This window comes from Longispora urticae (assembly GCF_053902585.1).
This window is the reverse complement of the sequence record NZ_JAQZSH010000009.1, coordinates 1-19,959: the sequence shown is the minus strand read 5'-3', so window position 1 is coordinate 19,959 and position 19,959 is coordinate 1. Positions and strand designations below refer to the sequence as shown.

General features: G+C 69.0%; 18 protein-coding genes, 1 tRNA gene and 1 pseudogene. 12 read left to right on the top strand and 8 right to left on the bottom strand.

What is annotated here, in order from left to right; translation table 11 throughout:
* The first annotated feature begins 73 nt into the window (after positions 1-73).
* The gene (locus PT931_RS04665; protein WP_456244448.1) at positions 74-697 is read left to right on the top strand and encodes a DUF4291 domain-containing protein; all 624 of its coding nucleotides are present in this window, start codon (positions 74-76) and stop codon (positions 695-697) included.
* Positions 698-746: 49 nt separating this feature from the next.
* On the opposite strand, the gene PT931_RS04660 is transcribed toward PT931_RS04665, so the two are convergent.
* Positions 747-1,172, bottom strand: a complete 426-nt coding sequence (locus tag PT931_RS04660) for a tetratricopeptide repeat protein (RefSeq protein WP_456244447.1) — start codon at positions 1,170-1,172, stop codon at positions 747-749.
* A 170-nt stretch (positions 1,173-1,342) separates the two neighbouring features.
* On the opposite strand from PT931_RS04660, the gene PT931_RS04655 reads away from it, so the two are divergent.
* Positions 1,343-1,873 (top strand): DUF4240 domain-containing protein, encoded by a 531-nt coding sequence (locus PT931_RS04655; protein WP_456244446.1) that lies wholly within the window; start codon positions 1,343-1,345, stop codon positions 1,871-1,873.
* 33 nt (positions 1,874-1,906) lie between these two features.
* On the opposite strand, the gene PT931_RS04650 is transcribed toward PT931_RS04655, so the two are convergent.
* The gene (locus tag PT931_RS04650) at positions 1,907-2,353 is read right to left on the bottom strand and encodes a hypothetical protein (protein WP_456244445.1); all 447 of its coding nucleotides are present in this window, start codon (positions 2,351-2,353) and stop codon (positions 1,907-1,909) included.
* Positions 2,354-2,675: 322 nt separating this feature from the next.
* Here PT931_RS04650 and PT931_RS04645 point away from each other — a divergent pair, with 322 nt between their 5' ends.
* The 4 genes and pseudogenes from PT931_RS04645 to PT931_RS04630 all read left to right on the top strand — a co-directional run.
* A complete protein-coding gene (locus tag PT931_RS04645; protein WP_456244444.1) occupies positions 2,676-3,500 on the top strand; it encodes a hypothetical protein in 825 nt (274 codons plus the stop codon).
* Between the two features lie 6 nt (positions 3,501-3,506).
* On the top strand, positions 3,507-3,920 hold the full coding sequence (locus tag PT931_RS04640; protein ID WP_456244443.1) for a hypothetical protein: 414 nt from the start codon (positions 3,507-3,509) through the stop codon (positions 3,918-3,920).
* A gap of 487 nt (positions 3,921-4,407) precedes the next feature.
* The gene (locus PT931_RS04635) at positions 4,408-6,840 is read left to right on the top strand and encodes a tetratricopeptide repeat protein (RefSeq protein ID WP_456244462.1); all 2,433 of its coding nucleotides are present in this window, start codon (positions 4,408-4,410) and stop codon (positions 6,838-6,840) included.
* A gap of 133 nt (positions 6,841-6,973) precedes the next feature.
* Positions 6,974-7,063: pseudogene (locus PT931_RS04630) on the top strand (IS5/IS1182 family transposase); the annotation flags it as partial.
* 393 nt (positions 7,064-7,456) lie between these two features.
* Here PT931_RS04630 and PT931_RS04625 read toward each other — a convergent pair.
* The gene (locus PT931_RS04625) at positions 7,457-8,173 is read right to left on the bottom strand and encodes a GntR family transcriptional regulator (RefSeq protein ID WP_456244442.1); all 717 of its coding nucleotides are present in this window, start codon (positions 8,171-8,173) and stop codon (positions 7,457-7,459) included.
* A 68-nt stretch (positions 8,174-8,241) separates the two neighbouring features.
* Here PT931_RS04625 and PT931_RS04620 point away from each other — a divergent pair, with 68 nt between their 5' ends.
* Positions 8,242-8,604, top strand: a complete 363-nt coding sequence (locus PT931_RS04620; RefSeq protein ID WP_456244441.1) for a hypothetical protein — start codon at positions 8,242-8,244, stop codon at positions 8,602-8,604.
* Between the two features lie 153 nt (positions 8,605-8,757).
* Positions 8,758-10,329, top strand: coding sequence for a pentapeptide repeat-containing protein (locus tag PT931_RS04615; protein ID WP_456244440.1), 1,572 nt, complete (start codon positions 8,758-8,760; stop codon positions 10,327-10,329).
* 226 nt (positions 10,330-10,555) lie between these two features.
* Here PT931_RS04615 and PT931_RS04610 read toward each other — a convergent pair.
* Positions 10,556-10,628: transfer RNA gene (locus PT931_RS04610), tRNA-Arg, on the bottom strand.
* Between the two features lie 25 nt (positions 10,629-10,653).
* A complete protein-coding gene (locus PT931_RS04605; protein ID WP_456244439.1) occupies positions 10,654-11,877 on the bottom strand; it encodes an NlpC/P60 family protein in 1,224 nt (407 codons plus the stop codon).
* Positions 11,878-11,991: 114 nt separating this feature from the next.
* Between PT931_RS04605 and PT931_RS04600 the strand changes: the two genes are divergently transcribed.
* From PT931_RS04600 to PT931_RS04590, 3 genes are read left to right on the top strand one after another with little or no spacing between them, the layout of a single operon-like run.
* A complete protein-coding gene (locus PT931_RS04600) occupies positions 11,992-12,192 on the top strand; it encodes a heavy-metal-associated domain-containing protein (RefSeq protein WP_456244438.1) in 201 nt (66 codons plus the stop codon).
* Entirely contained in the window at positions 12,189-13,064 is an 876-nt protein-coding gene (locus tag PT931_RS04595) for a hypothetical protein (RefSeq protein WP_456244437.1), read from the top strand. The genes PT931_RS04600 and PT931_RS04595 overlap by 4 nt, the downstream gene beginning before the upstream one ends.
* Before the next feature lies 1 nt (position 13,065).
* Complete coding sequence (locus PT931_RS04590) at positions 13,066-15,372, top strand: heavy metal translocating P-type ATPase (RefSeq protein ID WP_456244436.1); 2,307 nt, start codon at positions 13,066-13,068, stop codon at positions 15,370-15,372.
* Positions 15,373-15,551: 179 nt separating this feature from the next.
* On the opposite strand, the gene PT931_RS04585 is transcribed toward PT931_RS04590, so the two are convergent.
* The 3 genes from PT931_RS04585 to PT931_RS04575 form a co-directional block, all read right to left on the bottom strand.
* A complete protein-coding gene (locus tag PT931_RS04585) occupies positions 15,552-17,243 on the bottom strand; it encodes a WG repeat-containing protein (protein ID WP_456244435.1) in 1,692 nt (563 codons plus the stop codon).
* A 230-nt stretch (positions 17,244-17,473) separates the two neighbouring features.
* Positions 17,474-18,712: a class I SAM-dependent methyltransferase gene (locus PT931_RS04580; RefSeq protein ID WP_456244434.1), complete on the bottom strand. Its 1,239-nt coding sequence runs from the start codon at positions 18,710-18,712 to the stop codon at positions 17,474-17,476.
* A complete protein-coding gene (locus PT931_RS04575; RefSeq protein WP_456244433.1) occupies positions 18,693-19,265 on the bottom strand; it encodes a CGNR zinc finger domain-containing protein in 573 nt (190 codons plus the stop codon). The genes PT931_RS04580 and PT931_RS04575 overlap by 20 nt, the downstream gene beginning before the upstream one ends.
* Positions 19,266-19,362: 97 nt before the next feature.
* On the opposite strand from PT931_RS04575, the gene PT931_RS04570 reads away from it, so the two are divergent.
* Positions 19,363-19,929, top strand: coding sequence for a dihydrofolate reductase family protein (locus PT931_RS04570; protein ID WP_456244432.1), 567 nt, complete (start codon positions 19,363-19,365; stop codon positions 19,927-19,929).
* Positions 19,930-19,959 lie beyond the last annotated feature (30 nt).

Genomic DNA, 19,959 nt, shown 5'->3' with positions numbered 1-19,959 from the left:
ATCTTGGAAGGTCGGCCAACGGCGCGGGGGAAATCCGGTGGCGGCACTGCGGAATCGGCCACACGATGGCGGGGTGAACTTTCCCGCCCGACAGATCCGGGCCCGCCACACCCCCGACACGATCACGGTCTACCAGGCGTACCCGCCGGAGATCGCCGCGCCCGCCCTCGCCGCCGGCCGGTTCGTCGCACCCTTCAAGCGCGAGCGGATGACCTGGATCAAGCCGTCATTCCTCTGGATGATGTACCGCTGCGGCTGGGCCACCAAGCCCGGTCAGGAACGCGTACTCGCCATCGAGATCTCCCGTGCCGGCTTCGAGTGGGCCCTGGCACACTCCTGCCTCAGTCACTTCGACCGCGACCAGCACCCGAGCGAGGAGGACTGGGCCCGCCAGCTGCGCGCGAGCCCGGTGCGGATCCAGTGGGACCCGGAACGCGCCCTGAGCCTCACCCCGCTGCCGCACCGGTCCCTCCAGGTCGGCCTGAGCGGCGAGGCCGTGACCCGCTACGTCGAGGAGTGGACGGTCAGCATCACGGACGTCACGGACCTGACAACCCAGATCCATCGACTTGTACTGGCCGGCGACGAGCCCGCCGCGACCGCCCTCCTACCGGAGGAACCGGTGTACCCGCTGCCCGACCGCACGGCGCGGGTCATCGGCGCGAGTGGCACCGGGGCGGCGCCCGGGACCGACTGACCCGGGACTGCCCGGGCCGCGAGGCGCTCGGCGCCGGGGCTCGAGCTGCTCAGGACGCTGGCGGGTCGCCGGAGTCGCGGGGTACCGCCGGCCTGGGGTGCTGCAGCGTGGCCAGGGCCGCGAGGTTGGACGCGCCGTCGGCGTTGCCCGCGTCGGCCGCGCGCTGGTACCACTCCATTGCCTGTTCCCGCTCGTCGAGATGGTCGAAGATGTGCCCGATCTCCACCATCGCGTCGGTGTGCCCCGTCGCGGCGGCCCGGCGCAGCCACGGCTCGGCCTGCTCCTCGTCGCCTTCGCAGCGGAGGACGACGCCGAAGGCGTACATGCCCTCGATCGAACCGGCGGCGGCGGCGCGCCCGTACCAGTCAAGGGCTTCCGGGTCCTCCGGATCCTCCCCGCCGATCAGGTCGGCGAGCGCGACCATCGCCTCGGCGTCGCCGGCCTCCGCGGCCTTTCTGAGCTCCAGGGCATCCATGCCGCGAGGCTAGCCTGTCACCGGAGCGCCCGGCCTGGGCGTCTCGCTGGTCCGGGGCCCAGGGTTCTCCTCCTGCGGTGTGGCCGCGGCCGAGTGACGCGACCCTGCCCCGGGGGCCGACCGCCCGACAGTGTCACGGAAATGTCAGAGACCATGGCTACGCTCGCGGAATGACTGGTACGGACACCCCGCAGCTGCCCACCGCCGAACACGAGGCCCGGTTCTGGGCGCTGATCGAGGCGGCCTGGGCGCGACTCGACCCCCGGGTCAACGCGGCGCGGCGCGCCCTGGCGGAGCGCGAGCCCGGCTCCGAGGTGGACGTCATGCTCCTCGACGGCGCGCTCGACGGCTTCCTCGAGAACCTGGCCGCCGACTCCGAGGAGCTGTCGGGCGCCGAACTGACCGACCTCGACCGCGTTCTGGAGCGCCGGCTGTACGACATCGACCGCGCCGACATCCACGAGGTGACCGACGGCTCGGACGACGGCTTCCTGTACGCGCGCGGGTTCATCGTCGCCCTCGGCCGGGACTTCTACGAGGCCGTGGCGCGGGATCCGGAGAAGGCGGTGATGGACGCCGAATGCGAGAGCATGTGCTACTTCTTCGCGCACCTGCACAACAAGCGCTTCGGCGACTTCCCCGAAACCGGTTCCGGCATCTCCCGCGAGTCCTGCATGAACCCGACCGGCTGGCCGAGCTGACCGCCACCCGGTACCAGCCGGAAGGTTTGTCGGTCACGGCCCCAGCCTCCCCGCCGCCGGGTCGGGCTGGTGGGCCGTGCTCCGGACGCCGGGGACGTTCGTCAGCACGTGCAGAACGCGGGCCTCGTCCGACCGCCACCTGTCGCCCGGATCCCTGTCCGCGTCCCCGGCTAGGACGGTGGCCCTGGCGCAGATGACAAATCCGGCATTCTCGACCGGCAAGGTCAAGCACAGATACCTGCTTCGAAGGCGGTCGGGTATCTCCGCGAAGTCGAGGATCAGTTCGCGGTCGGCCCTGTCGGCCGGCCGTAGTTCCAGAGGCTCGTACGACGTGCGCAGCTTGACGGCCCTGACACCTGTGAAGAGGACGGACAGCTGCTCGGCATCGCCGCCGCGGGCACGGGACCGAAGCAGGAGCCGCGAGTGCCCGACACCGAACTGCCACGGAACGAAACGACGATCGAGCGTGATCGGATCCACCAGGCAAGGGTGCCCGCCCGCGCCGCTGCCGTCCACAGCGTGAGCCGGTCCGCCGCCTGAGCGCGAGCCCTTTCCCTGATGTGGATTCCTTCACCGACGCCCTGTTCGCCGCTCATCGCTCATGGCGGCCATCCTCCGCGACAATCGCGGGACGTCACTGGGCTCATCGAGGTGCACGGCGAACTCGTCCAAGCCGATGCGCCCACCTGGGGCGGTGATGTAGATCGGCCAGCCTTCGCGTCTCTGGTGGCATCGTGGCCAATGTAGCGACGTTCATCTATGATGAGCGCGCTTGGTGACGGGTCAATCTGCAGGGAGACGCGTGGAGCTTGTACGCCTGTGGTTGGGAATGCTCACCGCTGTGGCTCTGCCGGGTGCCGTTCCGGGATTGGGTCGGCGCCCAGTGTTTGCGGTGATCTTCGCGGCGCTGTACGGAGCGTATTCCATCCTTCCGGTAGTCAGCGGCCCGAAGGCGTTGGCGCTCTTGGTCCTTGTCATCGCGTTGTCTGTCAGGTGGGGGCGCCTGGCCGGGACACTTCCCAACCAGGTCCAGAAACTTCGTGCGCGGGTTCGGGCGCTTCGTCCCCCGGCCCGGGGCTGGTTCGAGCGCGCCTTGCGTCGGGTAGCGCCCGCAGTCGCCCTTGCCTTCGGGAAGGGACGACTTCTCGCCAGTTCTCTACAGGGGTCTTTCACGACTCTCCTGCTGCTGTTCATCCTGGCGGGAGCCGCTGTCTTCGGCAGGCATTCCTTCCAGGTCATCAGGCACCTGCTTCTTGACGACCGACTGGCGATCGTCGTGTCGGGATTCCTGGTCGCCGTGTTCATCGGCAACCAGGTCGTGGTGAAGATTGTCGCGCCCTATCTGGCCATCTTCCTCCAGGAGGGGGTCGATCTTGAGAAGACGGTGCCCCTCGGCCTCTATCTTGGCTGGGCGGAGCGGGCGCTGGTCTTCACCTTCATCGCTACCGGCCACCCCGAAGCGGCTGCACTGGCCCTCGCTGCCAAGGCGCTGACGCGTCTGCCGGCAGTCGCCAGCCACAGCGCCTCATTCGGGCAATACGTCATCGTCGGAACCCTCGCCAGCGTCTTGGTGGCCGTAGCGGTGGGTATGCTGGTCAGGCTGTCAATCGGCCTCCAGATTCTGTAGGAACTCTTGGAAGACGTTCTTGATCATCCCTTGTTTCGCAAGCTGCTGTCGCTGAACCTGTCCCCGGAAGACTTCGTGGTGGCAGGCAGCGGACCCCTGTTCGCCCGAGGATGGATCCAGGACCCCTCGGATCTCGATATCGTGGTGGATGACCATGGCTGGCGGCGCGCTCTCCAGTGGGGTGTTCCGCATGCTGCGCCGTTTGGGTACGCCGAGGTGGTCAATCCCTTCGGCGCGGAGATCGAAGTACTCAATGCCTGGTTCGGTTGGAACGTGGACAGGCTCATCGACGACGCGGACGTCATCGCCGGCATCCGCTTCGCGCGGCTGGACGTTGTGGCGACTACGAAACTCCTGGTGGGGCGGCCCAGGGATCTGGTGCACCTAGAGATCATGAGGCGGCACGGACTTCCCTGTTGACCTGACAGGCGGCTGGATGCGGAGGAACCCCGATCGGCCGACGTTTGCGCTGGTGGAACGGGGTTCTGGCTGGTGCGTGAGGTACCCCCGGCAGGAATCGAACCTGCGACACACGGTTTAGGAAGGTCTCTGTCCGTGTTGACCATGGCATCTACCAGCAACTTTGGTTGCATCGGAGCAATCTGGGTGGGACTGGAACCACTCCGGTTAACTCCATTTCATGTCATGAACCATGTCATGGCTTGGGTGGCGCAGACGCGTTGGCTGGTCACACTCGGAACAACTGAGCGTTAAGGCGCTGGCCTCGCTTCGATTATTCGAGAGTTGTCAAAGTAGGTCGCTGGCATATGGCGTCATGGACGGCGTGGTCACCAGCCCGCCACAGGCAGGGCCGCCGGCAGCCTCCGCTGGTTGTCTGGCCATCCACCTGCCCATGGTTTCGATCGATGGCGATAGCAGACGCCCTGAGTGGAGGGTCCATCATGTGATGATGATGCGCGGAGCCAAGAACTGGTGGCGTAAGGGTCTCTTTGCGGTGGTTGCATTGGGAGGTTTAACTAGCCTGGGTCGGTTCCTCGCTGGTGAGCACCTGGACCGAGCTGACAAGTGGATGAGTGTCATCTCCGGCTTTGTTACGTTGGGCGGGCTCATAGGAGTCGCCTACCGTAGTCCGGCGGTTTCGGGCTCTGAACCCCAATCGCGACCGGACCTGACCAGGTTTCTGCTACACGTCTCCGGTGAACGGCCGCCTGCGGTATCTGACATTGACCTGGGTGCGTTGGGTGTGAAGCCGTCGATTGGCTCCGACGTCGACGGGCCCACCGGCTATGTCGCCCGCGACGGCGAGACGGACTTGGAGTGGGCGATCGCTGAAGGCGGAATCGTGCTTCTCCATGGCGTAGCGGCGGCGGGGAAGACGCGCACTGCCGCGCAGGTTCTCCGGCGCCTTCGCCCAGATGATGACCTGCTCGTGCCAGCTGGTCTGGGATCTCTACGCGCTCTACTCGACGCCGGGCATGCGGTGCGGAATGCTGTGGTCTGGCTCGATGACCTTGAGCGCTACCTCGGTGATGACGGCGTAGACCTTGCGCTGTTGCAACGGCTGAGTCCGGTTGGACGGCGCGACGTTGCTGTTGTTGCCACGATTCGCAATGAAGAGCTTGCTTTTCTTGATGCCGCAGCCACCGTTACCCGTACGGAGCGTCAGCAGGCAGGCATTCATCGCCCAGGAGTCGAACTCCTCCAACACATCACTGGCCGTCGACGTATCGCTATCACTTCGCACCTCACTGATACTGAGCTCGCTGTGGCTGCCTCGATGCAGGCTGCTGCTGGTGATGACACGCGTGTGGCTGATGCCGCAGCGTCCACTGTTGGTTTCGGGGAGTACCTCGTCGCTGGGCCAGCAATGTTGAGGCGTTGGGCGGTTGGCGAAGGGGCACTCCATGACCTCGGACAAGCATTGATCAGTGCAGCCATCGACTGCCGGCGCGCTGGGTACAACCTGCCCATCCCGGCAGCCACCCTTGCCGAACTCGCGGCAGGCTATCTAAGCAAAGGACGACAACACCGATCCGACCTCCCCGGAATTGGAGAGGCTTTGGCATGGGCGAGTCAACCTGTTCTCGGCGCTAGCTCCTGCCTGACGCCCAACTACGACGCCTATGCCGCAGCGGATTTCCTCGTAGACCGGGCTGACACATACCCCAGTCCTTTGGCAGGCAAAGGTGTCGCCCCTAAGGCATGGTTGGCCGTCCTCCCTCTTGCCGACCCGGACACCGCCTATTCCGTCGGAATTCGCGCCCACAACGCTGCCCAAACAACCGTTGCCGAGATGGCATGGCGACAGGCCGCAAACGCCAACCACACCGGGGCCAATTACAATCTTGGGGCTATGCTTTTCGAGCGTGGTGAGCTTGCTGAGGCGGAGGAGTTCTACCGCCGGGCTGCCACCGACCGCAACGTCGAGGCAATGAACAATCTTGGGGCTATGCTTTTCGAGCGTGGTGAGCTTGCTGAGGCGGAGGAGTTTTACCGGCGGGCTCTCGATGATGGCGGCACCAAGCCGATGTACAACCTCGGGGTCCTGCTTGAGGGGCGTAATGAACTCGGTGAGGCCGAGGCACTTTATCGGCGGGCCGCCGAAATGGGCCATGCCAACTCGATGCACAATCTTGCAGTTGTGCTCGAGGGACGCGGTGAGGCTGTTGAGGCTGAGGAATTCTACCGCCAAGCCGCTGCTGGCGGTACGCCTGCGTCCATTCATAACCTAGGGCTTCTGCTCGTGGAGCGTGGCGAGGTTGCTGAGGCGGAGAAGCTCTACCGTCGAGCGGCTGGCGCCGGTGACATCGGTTCGATTTACAACCTTGCTATCCTTTGCGAAAGGCGTGGCGAGGTTGCTGAGGCCGAGAAGCTCTACCGTCGAGCGGCTGGCGCCGGTGACATTCACTCGATGAATAACCTTGCAGTGCTGCTCGCCGAGCGCGGCGAGCCTGATGAGGCCGAGAGTTTCTACCGCCAAGGGCTTGCTTCCGGCGATGTCAGTGTGTTGAGCAATCTTGGCGTATTGCTTGTGGAACGCGGTGAACTGGCTGAGGCAGAAGAATGCTTCCGTTGGGGAGCCAGCACTGGCAACAACGACGCCATCTTCAACCTTGGGGTTCTGCTGGCCGAGCTTGGTCAGGCTGCTGAAGGTGAGGAATGCCACCGGCGAGCAGCTGACGGAGGGCACACCGGTGCGATGTGCTACGTCGCGGTCTATCTCGTGGGGCGTGGTGAGGTCGATGAGGCAGTGGAGATTCTCCGCCGGGCGGCCGACGCGGGTGACGCCCAGGCGGCGCACAACCTTGCAGTTGTCCTCGGACATTCAGATCCGTCTACTTTGAGCGTGCGACGAGAAGGTCCCGACAGCTCACGTTGAGCGCTTCCCATTCAGAAGGTGCTGGTCAGGGTAGGGCGTTGGCGATTGATTGATCTCCGCGCGGGGCCACGGGGTTCCCCGGTCGTTGATGCAGTCGACTAAGACAGCATCAACCGTTGGGGAACCCCATGCTCACAACCGCGGCTTGAACGTTCAAGTCATCGCCGACTCCGCCGGACGGCTGCTGTGGGCATCGCCAGCTCTGCCCGGACCGGTCCATGACAAGGTCCTCACCACGGTTCGCTGCTGCCTGTGCCTTGGCCCGGGGGCATCCGTCGGAGCCCGATCTTCCGGTGGATCGCCTGGCGCGGCGTCCTGCGGGCTCGGGCGGCCAAGTCCTCGAAATAGGGCATTGGTGTCGTTCCCTGCCTGGCAGTCTCGCCATAGACATGAGGTGGTCCTGGCCGGCAGTTCGTCTCCGCGTTGAGGGCGACATCGCCCCTGTATCAGCAGCGCAATGGCGGAGATAGACGGTGGATCTTAGGTCGTGGTTGTGAAACTGGCCTTGACGTTCTGCGCGGGTGCCGCCGCATCGTCGAGGCGCTCGGTGGCGTGAGGATGAAGCTGACAGCGGGTGTTCGTGCACTGAGGGACCCAGCCGAGCTGGGCGAGCTCGTCAAGGACGGCGACCTGTTCCGCGCTCTTGCGTGATGATCATGCCCTCCTCCGCGAGGAGGGCGATCGCCCGATGCGCCGTGCAGAAGGACACCTTGTACCGGGCCTGGAGCTGTTGGACAGTCGGTACAGGACTTCCAGGCGCAAGCGCCCCGCACTTGTTGGCGCCCCGTAGGTCGGCTGCGATCTTCTGGTACGGGCTGTTCGGCTCCTCGGTCTCGGGCACGACCGCCGCAGCCCAGGCCGAGTCGAACCGGAACGGCAGCGCCGGCATCCAGCGCTCCAGGTTCCCCGCAGCCTGCTGGTCGCGCTCGGACACGCAGGCCGAGTAGAACTTCAGCGTGATCGCTCCGCCGCTGCCGTGCCCGAGCCGCCCGGCCACAGTCCGGATGTCCACCCCGGCCGCGACCAGCTCCGTCGCGGAGAAGTGCCTCAAACTGTGGATCCCCATTGGGAAGCCGAGGCGGGAGGTCAGCCGGGCGAACCGCTGACCGACCGTGCCCGGAATCATCGGCTCGCTGTGGTCAGGCTCCAGGGAGAACGTGAACGCGTCCTCCGCGAGCTCCAGGCCGAGAGCTGCAGCCCGATCGTCGCAGTGCGTTCGGTACAACTCCAGGAGCAGCAACGTCTCTGGCCCGAGAGTGACTGGCCGCAACTCGTTGTCCTTGGTGCCCTTCTCCTGGGTCTGCTTCTTTCGCCGCGTGTGTGACTTCTTCACACAGGCACTCACCGCGAGACGCGCCAGCTCAAACACCGCGCCGTAGGGGCGACCCGCGAGGCTCCGGGTTGCCCGGACCTGACGACGATTCTGCGGAGCCACATCGCAACGTCCGCACAGGGCCGGACGGTCGGCTGTTCGTCGGCAAGCGGGCCGATGAGGTACCCCGGATCACGTACGGCCGGACCTGGGACAAGGCTCGACGGGCCGCGTTCGTGCCGGCCGTCTACGACTCGATGCTGGCCAAGACTCCCTACTCGCTGCGGCACGCGTGCGTGTCGACGTGGCTCGACAGCGGTGTGGGTCCGGCTCGAGTGGCCGAGTGGGCAGGGCAGTCCATCGAGGTTCTGCACAGGGTCTACGCGAAGTGCCTCGACGGTCAGGAGGAGCACGACTTGCGGCGGATCGAGGCGCGGCGACGGGGCGCGTAGCGAGCAGCTCAACGTGGGCGTCTGGAGAGTTCGCCAGACGCCCACCAGGCTTCGTTGTCGCGTGATGTGCTCATGCGCCCTTGCCGGCTGAACGGTGGATGTGTCGGTGTGCTGATTGCGATGCTGGGGGGGCCAGGAGTAGGACGGTGCGTTATGACGCTCGCACCGCACCACGATCCATCACCGAAAACGCTGACTGCACAGGAGCACGCCGCCGTACGGAGCTTGAAGCAGATGGCGTTGTGGAAGGCGGTGGGCTTCGCCGTTGGGGCCGGAGTAATGGCCACCGCCGGGCTTGCCGTCTGCGCGTGGGCGATTGCTGGCTTCCCGACGGTAAAGAACGAAGACATCGCCACGGCGACCCTGGTGGAACTGCTCAAACTGTCCCTGGCGGTGGTCGCCGGGATCGGTGCAATCGCTGCTCTGGTCGTGGCTTATCGTCGCCAACGTGTCGCCGAGGCAGCCAATCAACTCGCCGAGGTAGCCGAGGTCAGGGCCCATGCTGCCGAGCGACGCGCCGAGCAGATCGCGGCCTTCAACCAGAACCACGCTGAACGCACCGCTGCCGATACCCGTCACGACGCAGCCGAACGGCGCATCACGGAGCTGTACATCAAATCCGCCGAACAACTCGGCTCTCTGAAGGCACCTGTGCGGCTTGCCGGCCTCTACGCCCTTGAACGCCTGGGCCGCGACAACCCCGAGCTTCGTCAAACCGTCGCCGATGTCCTCTGCGCATACCTGCGCATGCCTTACACCCCGCCCGGCGGAAACCACACCCCGACTAACTCGACCGCGCCCACAACAGTCGATGTCGCCGCTGAGCGAGAAGCTCGCGAAGAACTCCAAGTCCGTCTCACCGCCCAGACGATCCTGACCACCCACCTTCACGACCCCCGATCACCCGGCGAACGCAATGACACAGCACCCGACCCCGGGCACTACCCCGCCTACTGGACTATCGACGTCAATCTCACCGGAGCCACTCTGGCCGACTTCGACCTGAATGACTGTCGACTCCACAAGGCGCAGTTCGCTCGGACCACCTTCACGGGAGATGCCGGATTCAGCGGTGCGGTGTTCACCGGGGCTGCCGGGTTTGAGGAGGCGAGGTTTACCGGGGACGCTTGGTTCGAGGACGCGAAGTTCACCGAGGCGGCCGAGTTTGAAGGGACAACCTTCATCGAGGACGCATGGTTCGAAGGGGCGACCTTCGATAGCTCCGCATGGTTCGGAAACGCGACCTTCATCAGCAAGGCCGCGTTTCGTAAGGCGACCTTCGCCTTAAGTGCTTGGTTCGTGGAGGCAACCTTCGGCGGGTCTGCCGAGTTCGGGAGCTCGGCTTTCACCAGAGATGCCTCGTTCGGAAAGGCGACCTTCAACATGAGAGCCGAATTCAAGGAAGCGACCTTCGCTGAGACCGCCTCGTTCGACGAGACGACATTTGACGGACTCGCTGATTTCGGCGGTGCGACGTTCACTGGGGACGCCAGGTTCGAGCCGGGTGCCTTCGCTTGGAACGAAGGGGCCGAGGCTGCGGCCTTTTTTCAAGAAGTCGGGTTCAACGAGGCGCAGGCTTTGGAGACAGCTTCCAATCAACGACCGCGTGCATGGCCAGCAGGATGGACAACAGGCCCGGCTGCCAACGGGTGGTGCCCCCTCGTCCGCTCCTCCCTTCAGCTTGCCGACCTGGCTGGCAGCACTGACCCCGCGTCGACCGGATAGGCAGCGGATTACGGATCTGTCGGATTAACCCAGGAGCAGGCTGAGCACCTGCAGGGGCGAAGAAATTTTGGCACGGGTTCGGCAAGGGAACCGAGCTTCGGCACGGTCTCGGCACGGATAGTCGGGCCAATCGGCCCCTGATCCGGGTACAGCCGGGTAGAAAGACTCAGGCCCTTGACCGGGGTATCCCCTGGTCAAGGGCCTGTTTTGCGTGGTCACGCGGAGGTGCCCCCGGCAGGAATCGAACCTGCGACACACGGTTTAGGAAACCGATGCTCTATCCCCTGAGCTACGAGGGCGGCCCTGAGAGTCTAGCGAACCCTCTCACCCCGCCGACGCCCCCCGCACCCGGGGCCGCCCGAAGCTGTGCACCGGCATCTGGTTCATCGGCGCCATGGTGATCCGCTGGCCCGGTTGCGGCGCGTGGATGACCCGGCCGGCGCCGGCGTACACGCCCACGTGGTGCACGTCCGGGTAGTAGAAGACCAGGTCGCCGGGGCGTAGTTCCGATGCCGGCACCGGGTCGGTCACCTGCCGTTGCAGCTCCGCGCTGTGGGGGAGCGAGACCCCCGCGGCCCGCCACGCCGCCATCGTGAGCCCGGAGCAGTCGTAGGCGCCAGGGCCTTCGGCGCCGAACACGTAGGGGGTACCGATCGCGCCGTACGCGTACTGCACCGCCGCCCCGCCCCGCCCCAGCTTGAACGGCGGGACGTAGGAGTCGCGCGTCTCCAGGCGGCCCAGGCCCCAGCGGGCGGCTGTGAACGCGGCCAGTTGCTGTTCGATGTGCGCCTTCTTCGTGGCGATCTCGCGTTCGGCGCGGGTCTGTTGTTGGAGGGAGGCGTCGAGGGCCTTCTTCTGGGTTTCGAGGCCGGCCTTGGCGGCGTTGAGGGCGTCGATCTGGCGGCGGTTGCGGTGGGCGAGGTGGTCGACGATGGCGAGCTTCTCGGCGAGGTCCTCGGGGGAGGTGGTGTTGACGAACGCGTTGGCGGTACTGACGGAGCCGCCCTGGTAGAGGGCCGAGGCGAGGCGGCCGACCTCGGTGTTCAGGGTGGCGACCCGGGTGCGGAGGGGGGCCAGTTGGGTGTCTAGGGCGGTGGTCTGGGCGCGGGTGGCCTTGAGCTGTTCGCGGGCGAGGTCGTACTTCTCGATGATGATCTCGAGTTGTTGCAGGGTCTGGTCGAGCTGCTGGTCGGTGACGGCGGGCGGGTCGGCGATGGCCGGGCCGGCGGGCAGGGCGGGCATTAGGACCAGGGGGATCAGCGCGAGGGCGAGCAAGCCGATCAGGGACCGCGACCTGGCCGTCGGCCCGGCGGGCACGAGCGGGCCGGCGGGGACCAGCGGTCCGGCGGGGGCCAGCGGCCCGGAGGAGGCGAGCGGGCCGGAGGAGGCGAGCAGGCCGGAGGAGGCGAGCAGGCCGGAGGGGGCCAGCGGGCCGGAGGAGACGCGCGGGACGGGCCGGCCGGGCGCGGTGCGCCGGCGGGAATCCGGCCCGGGCCAGGGGCGCGAGGCGGGGCCGGGGGAGCTGGTGACGTGGACTGCTGTCCGCATTCAGTACTCCCAGAAGGTGATGAACTAGACACCTGAGGATAGGAAAACTCCACAATATGGGCAACTCGGACACCCGACTTGGAGAAAGATACCCCCCGGGGGTACGGTGAGGCCATGGATACGACCTACACCGTTGCCGGTATGACCTGTGGCCACTGCGTCTCCGCGGTGAGCGCCGAGCTGACCAAGCTGCCGGGCGTCAACAATGTGACCGTTGATCTGGGGAGCAAGGCCGTCACCGTGACCAGCGAGGCGCCGCTCGAGCTCGACCAGGTCCGGGCCGCTGTCGACGAGGCCGGATACGAGCTGTCATGACCAGCAGTCCGCCCGTCCGGCTCGGTGTCTTCATCGGCGGCCTGAGTGTCGCGCTGGTGTCCGGCTTCCTGATCGGCAAGGTCGCGGGGCCCACCAATGTGCCGTCGAACCCGTCGGCGCACGCCCACGGCGCGAGCACGAAGGCGTCGGGGGACGGGCACGATCACGGCGCCACGGGCACCGGGGACGCGACGGGGCTGGCGATCAGCGCCCAGGGGTACACGCTGGTGCCCGGGCGGGCCGAGCTCGTCGCGGGGGAGAGCGCGCCGTTCACGTTCACCGTCGTAGGGCCGGGTGGCAAGGTGGTGACCGAGTTCGCGCAGGTGCACGAGCAGCGGCTGCACATGATCGTGGTGCGGCGCGACCTGTCGGGCTACCAGCACGTGCACCCGACGATGCGCGCGGACGGGACGTGGGAGCTGCCGCTGACGTTGCGGGAGCCGGGCAGCTACCGGATGTTCGCGGACTTCACGACCAACCTCACTCCACTGGTACTGGGGGCGGATCTCACCGTGCCCGGGACGTACCAGCCGACGCCGTTGCCCGCCGCCGCCCGCGAGGCGAAGGTGGGCGGGTTCGACGTGACGTACGAGGGCACGCCCCGGATCGGCGCCAGCCAGCCGCTGCTGTTCCGGGTGTTCACGGCCGGGTCGCCGGTCACGAACCTGGAGCGCTACCTGGGCGCGTACGGGCATCTGATCATCGTCCGCGAGGGCGACGTCGGGTACGTGCACGCGCATCCCGAGGCGGAGCTGTCCGGCGGCGCGATCAAGTTCTGGTTCACCGCGCCGGGTCCGGGCCGGTACCGCGCGTTCCTCGACTACCAGGTCGGTGGCACGGTGCGGACCGCCGAGTTCACCGTGGTGGTCTGAGATGGCCGAGGTGCGGCTCGACATCGGCGGCATGACCTGCGCGGCGTGCGCGGCCCGGATCGAGAAGAAGCTCAACCGGATGGCGGGCGTGACCGCGCTGGTCAACTACGCGACCGAGACCGCGAAGGTGAGCTACGCCGAGCCGGTGACGGTGGCGGAGCTGGTCGCGACCGTCGAGGCGACCGGCTACACGGCGAGCCCGCCCGCGCCGGTCCGGGAGGAGAAGGCGACGGAGGAACGGCCGGACGACGGTCGTACCCGTCTGATCGGGTCCGCTCTGCTGACCCTGCCCGTGCTGATCCTGTCCATGGTGCCGGCCGCCCAGTTCACCTACTGGCAGTGGGCCGCCCTCACCCTGGCCACCCCGGTCGTCACCTGGGGCGCGTGGCCGTTCCACCGGGCCGCGTTCGTCAACCTGCGGCACGCGGCGGCCACGATGGACACCCTGATCTCCGTCGGCGTCGTCGCCTCCTACGCGTGGAGCCTGTGGGCGCTGTTCCTCGGCGGGGCCGGCGAACCGGGCATGACCATGTCCATGAGCTGGCCGGGGACCGGACCCCGGGGCGAGCACCACATCTACCTGGAGGTCGGGGCCGCGCTGACCACGTTCCTCCTCGCCGGCCGGTACTTCGAGCACCGCGCCAAGCGCAGGGCCGGCGTCGCGCTCCGGGCCCTCGCCGAACTGGGGGCCAAGGAGGCGACCCTCGTCGACGGGTCCACCGTGCCGATCGAGTACCTCAAGGTCGGCGACCTGTTCGTCGTGCGGCCCGGGGAGAAGATCGCCACCGACGGCACGGTCACCGAGGGCGGCAGCGCCGTCGACAACAGCGCCGTGACCGGGGAGTCCGTACCCGTCGAGGTCGGGCCCGGGGACGCCGTCATCGGGGCCACGGTCAACGTCGGGGGCCGGATCGTCGTGCGGGCCAGCCGGGTCGGGGCCGACACCCAGCTCGCGCAGCTCAGCCGGATGGTCGAGGACGCGCAGAGCGGCAAGGCACCCGTCCAGCGGCTCGCGGACCGGGTGGCGGCCGTGTTCGTACCCGTCGTCCTGCTGCTCGCCGCAGCGACCCTGGGCTTCTGGTGGGGCACCGGGAACGGCCTGACCGGCGCGTTCACCGCCGCCGTGGCCGTCCTGATCATCGCGTGCCCGTGTGCGCTGGGGCTGGCGACGCCGACGGCGCTGCTGGTCGGCACCGGGCGGGGCGCGCAGCTGGGGATCCTGATCCGGGGGCCGGAGATCCTGGAGTCCACCCGGCGGGTCGACACCGTGCTGCTGGACAAGACGGGCACGGTCACGACCGGGCAGATGACGGTGACCTCGGTGACGGGGCATCCGGACACGTTGCGGTATGCGGGAGCCGTCGAGCATGCGGCGGAGCATCCGATCGCTCGGGCGATCGCGGCGGCGGCGGGGGCGGGGGCGGCCCGGGTGGGCGGCGACCCGGCTGGTGGCGACCCGGCCGGTGGTGCCTCGACCTCGGCGGGCGACCGTGCTGACAGCGCGGCGGCGAGCGGCGCCGTGTCCAGGGCGGCGAACGGTGCGCGGGCCGGCAGCGTCGTGCCGACGGGTGGCACCCTCCTGGATCCGGTCACCGACTTCAAGGCCCTCCCCGGCCTCGGCGCGATGGGCACAGTGGACGGTCACCGGGTTCTGGTCGGCCGCGCCGCCCTCCTCCGCGACCACGGCATCCCCACCGAGGCCGACGGCATCCTCGTCGCCTGGGACAACGCGGTCCAGGGCGCGATCACCGTCGAGGACCGGGTCAAGGACACCTCCGCGCGCGCCGTCGCCGAGCTGCGCGCCCTCGGCCTCACCCCGGTCCTGCTCACCGGCGACGCCCGGACCACGGCCGAGAAGGTCGCCGCCGAGGTCGGCATCGACACGGTGATCGCCGACGTGATGCCCGCCGACAAGGTCGCCGAGGTGAAGCGGCTCCAGGCGGCCGGCAAGGTCGTGGCGATGGTCGGCGACGGGGTCAACGACGCCGCGGCGCTCGCGCAGGCGGACCTGGGGATCGCGATGGGCACCGGTACGGACGCGGCCATCGCCGCCGCCGACCTGACCCTGGTGCGGGGCGACCTGCGGGTGGTGGGCGACGCGCTGCGGCTGTCCCGGAGCACGCTGCGCACCATCCAGGGCAACCTGTTCTGGGCGTTCTCCTACAACCTGGTGGCGCTGCCGATGGCGGTCGCGGGGCTGGTCACGCCGGTGGTCGCGGCGGCGGCGATGGCGCTGTCCAGCGTGCTCGTGGTGAGCAACAGCCTGCGCCTGTTCCGCTTCACCCCCTCGAACCAGAACATCATCTAGTTACGGCGGGAGCCGGCCCGGGTTCCGGAGGCACTGCCCACCGTGCCGGCCCCGCGAGGTACGCCCACGCGGGGCCCCCGGCCCCCGAGCCGGTCCCGCGCGGGACTGCGGCCACGGAGCCGGTCCCGCGCGGAACCCCGGACCGCAGTGCCGGTCCCGCGCGGCCCTGCCGGCCCGCCCTACTCCTCGTCTCCTGACCCGGACGGCTCGGAGCCGGTGACCCACGCCAGCCAGATCTGGTTCTCGAAGTTCCCGTCCCCGGACTCCTGGTGCCACTCCAGCACCAGCTTGCCGGCGTCGAACGTCCACACCCGGCAGCCGTCATGGTTCCCGCCCGCCAGCGGCGCGAACTCCCCGGTCGGTGGCCCGAACCGCTCGACGAGCCGGCGCTCCCAGCCGGCGAACAGGTCCCGGAACACGTCCCAGTTCTGGGAGTACAGGAACGGGTACGTGCTGCTCGCCTCGTCGTTGACGTGGTCGCTGGCCAGGACGACGATGCCGCCCCGCCAGGTCACCTCGTCCTCGTCGTCGTAGTCCGGGTCGAAGTCCAGGTCCATCGGGTCCCGCCAACCGCCGAAGACCAGCGAACACGGCCGGTACGGCACCGGTTCGGCGGCCAGCATCCGCTCGGCGGCGGCTATCACGTCCTCCCGGGAGTCCCGCATCTCCTCGGGCCCCTGGGTCAGTCCCGGGATCAGCCTGCGGAACTTGCCCTCCTCCGGCCCCGAAGCCCACAGCTCGCCGCCCTCCGGACCGGTGAGCCGGGCCCGCCCGTCGGCCACCTCGTACCGGGCGACAGGGGTGGCGTGGGTGTCCAGGTACACCCAGGAGGCGTCCGAGGACAGGAACGGCGCGATGCCCTGGCCGGGGCCGTAGCCGATCACCAGGCCGTCCCAGTCCGAGGCGGGCTCCCGCATCCCGGACGGCAGGAACTCCCCGTCGGCGCGCAGCACGCCCCACTCGTCCTCGCGCAGCGCGATCGCCGCCCCCGACGGGTGGAAGTCGGTGGCCCAGGTGAACGGGCCCTCGATGGCGGACCGGCCGACGAAGCCCAGCCCGGGGAGGGGGCTCGTCCGGGCCAGCCCGCAGGCCATCTCCTCCGACAGGTGCCGCTCGCCGGTCGCCACGAGCCGGCCGGCGGAGTCCAGGTAGCCCTGCTGCTCGGGGGTCGACCAGCTCGGCTGCTGCTCGGTGAAGTAGGCGAGGCCGTCGTCGTTGAAGGCGTGCAGCGTGGGGAACCGGGGCTCGATCAGCCAGCCGCCGGACCGGTCGATCAGGCCCCAGTGCTTGCCCACCCGGGCCGGGGCCGCCGCGCCGTCCGCCGAGAACGGCCGCGCCCCGTCGAACTGCGGCTCGATGACCACCGTGCCGGACCGGTCCACGAAACCGATCGGCCCGTCCGCCACCCACCGCGCGCTGACCAGGCCCCCGGAGAACCCTCCGACCTGCGCGAACGGGCCCTCGATGGCGGTGGCCCCCGTGGTGTCCACGAACCGCACCCGGCCCCCGTCGTCCACCGACGCCAGGCCCTCGTAGAACCCGCCGACCGCGTCGTGCACGGGCTCCACGACCACCCTGCCGGTCCGGTCCACGAAGCCCCAGCCGGACTCCGCGCGGAACCGGGCCAGGCCGTCCGGGGACATCCGTTGCGCCGCGAGCAGGGTCGGCTCGACCAGCCACCGGCCGGCCGCGTCCAGGTAGCCCCAGCGGCCGTCGAGGGCCTGGGCCGGGGCGGTCCAGTCGCCCGCGCCGTCCTCGTCGTAGGCCCAGACGGCCAGCAGGTCGGGGGCGCGCAGCAGTCGGCCGGCGCGGTCGAGGAGCGCGAAACGGTCACCGTCCGGTGTGGGCACGAATAGCACGTAGGGAGGCATGGCGACACGGTACGACACGCCTACGACACGGCTGGGCGGCGGCGGATTCCGGTGCCCCGCCCCGGTACCCGTCGCGAACTGTCCTTCGGTCTGGCCGACCGCGCCTCGGCCCCGACCGTGCCCAGACCGAGCCCCGGCCCCGACCGTGCCCAGACCCCGGCCGCGGCCCCGGCCGTGCCTTGGCCCCGGCCGTGCCCGGTGCTCGGCGGTGTCCCCGGCCGTCGGGTCGGTCAGGCGGTGAGCAGGGTGCCCAGGTGCGGGGCCACGTGCCACTCGTCCACCAGCGCCGCGAACTCCGGCCCGCCCGACACCGTGCCCGTCCGGGTCGCCCGGAGCAGCAGGTTGCGCGGGGTGTGCGCGGAGTCGACGAACTCCGTGACCTCGACCCGGTAGCCGTGCTGGCGGAGGATCAGCGCGCGCAGGCTGTCGGTGAGCACGTCCGCGAACCGTTCCCGCAGGATCGGCTGCCCGACCAGCGGGGACGGGTGCTTCTTCAGCTGGGTGGCGATGTCGTGGTGGCAGCACGGGGCGACCAGGATGTGCTCCGCGCCCCAGCCGACCGCGCGGGCCAGGGCCTCGTCGCTGGCCGTGTCGCAGGCGTGCAGCGCGAGGACGACGTCGGCCGACTCGACCGGGGCCTCCAGGATCGTGCCGGCCACGAACCGGACCCTGTCCGCCCAGCCCAGCTCCTCGGCGAGGGCGGTGTTGCGGTCCCGCTGGTCGGCGCGCACGTCCACGCCGACCAGTTCGGCGTCGATGCCCTGGGAGGTGAGGTAGCGGTAGGCGGCGAACGTCAGGTACGCGTTGCCGCAGCCCAGGTCCACGATCCGCAACGGCCGTCCGGGGGTGCCCGGGGCCAGCTCTGTGCTCGCGGCGCCGGCGGCCGGGGCCGGAGAGCCGCCGGACCACGGGTCGGTGGCCAGGTCCGATGAGGTGCCGGATCCCGCGTCGGTGGCCGTCTCCCCGGGGCGCGCGCCGGCCGGTCGGCGGCCCAGGGTCGCGTCGAGCGCCCGGAGGAACGCGTCCACCTGCCGGCGCTTGGCCGCGTTGCCGCCGATCAGCCGGTAGATCGGGTCGTCGGGGGCGAGCAGGTGCTCCTTGGCCCGGTCGTGGCTGGTCACGGCCGTGTGCGCGGCGGCGTGCCGGGACACCTGGGCCTCGCCCTTCTTCGTCACCCGGAGCTGGATCGTCTCCGACACCGTCTCCACGTGCCAGTTGCCGAACGGCTCCGCGAGCAGCTCCGCGACCACCGGGTCCGTGAAGTCCACGTTGCGGGTGTGCGGCCGGTCGGACGTCACCACGACCTGGAGCCGCCGGACCCCCTTGAGGGTGACGGGCCGCAGTTCGGCACGGACCCATTGGGGGGTACCGGACCGGCGCTTGCCCGCCGCCACCGCCCGGACGAGCCGTTCCGGGTCGGTGAGCTGCCCGCGCAGCTCGTCGAGGGCGTCAGTCAGTGGCTGGGGCATGTGCGGCCTGTCGTTGTCGGTACTTCTTGGTCTTGTTCCGGTTGCCGCAGAGCTCCATCGAGCACCAGCGGCGCGACGAGTTCTTGGACGCGTCGTAGTAGGCCCACTGGCAGTCGTCGGCCGGGCAGATCTTCACCCGGTGCCATTCCGGGCCGGACTGCACGATATCGGCCAGCACCTCGGCGAGCGCGGCCCGGGTGCCGTGCCCCGCCGGCACCAGGTGGGGAAGCTGCGCCACGAGGGGCAGCTCGGCGGCGACGGCGCGCAGCCCGGTCTGGTCGCGGGCCGCGCCGCCCCGGTGGTGGGTGACGGCCTCGGCGCGCAGTTCGGTACGCAGCCGGCGGGCCAGGTCCAGGTCGGCCTCCGACGGCTCGGCGGCCAGGCGGGCGGCGGTGTCGGGGCGGCCCCGGTCGGCGGCCAGCGGGGCGTGCGCGGTCAGCCACTGCCGGAAAGTTCCGAGATCGCGAAGTTCGTCCGCCCCGGACTGGTAGATCTCGACGGAGTTCAGCAACGACTCGACCAGCCACAGCCGGTCAGGCACGCCACCACTCATGCCTCCCAGCGTAGCGAGCGGCGGGTGGGGCCGCGTCGCTCCGGCGTCCGGGCGGCCGCGGGTGGTAGACCGGCAGGATCGGGAACAGGAGGAAATCATGCGAAAACTGACCTACTACGTCGGCGCGACCATTGACGGGTACATCGCGGACCCCGACGGGCGGTTCGACTTCTTCCCGTTGGAGGGCGACCTCATGACGGCGATGATCGCGGAGTACCCCGAGCTGATCCCGACCCAGGTCCGCGGCCTCGTGGGGGTGGCCGACGCGCCCAACGAGAAGTTCGACACGGTACTGATGGGGCGCGGCAGCTACGAGCCGGCCCTGGACGCGGGCAACCCCAGCCCGTACGCGCACCTCACCCAGTACGTGTTCTCCCGGACCCTGGCCTCGACCGATCCGGCCGTGGAGATCGTCGCCGGCGACCCGGTGGCGTTCGCCCGGGGGCTCAAGGAGCAGGACGGGCGGGGCATCTACCTGTGCGGCGGCGGGAACCTGGCCGGCCAGCTGCTCGGCGAGATCGACGAGCTGATCGTCAAGCGGTACCCGATCGTGGCCGGCTCGGGGATCCCGATGTTCGGCGCGCCGTTCGCCCCGAACCACTTCGCACTGGTCGACTCGTGGTCCTTCGACACCGGCACGGTGTCGACGTTCGTCCGGGCGTAGCGCCGTGGGGGGGGACGCGCGTCGTCGCCC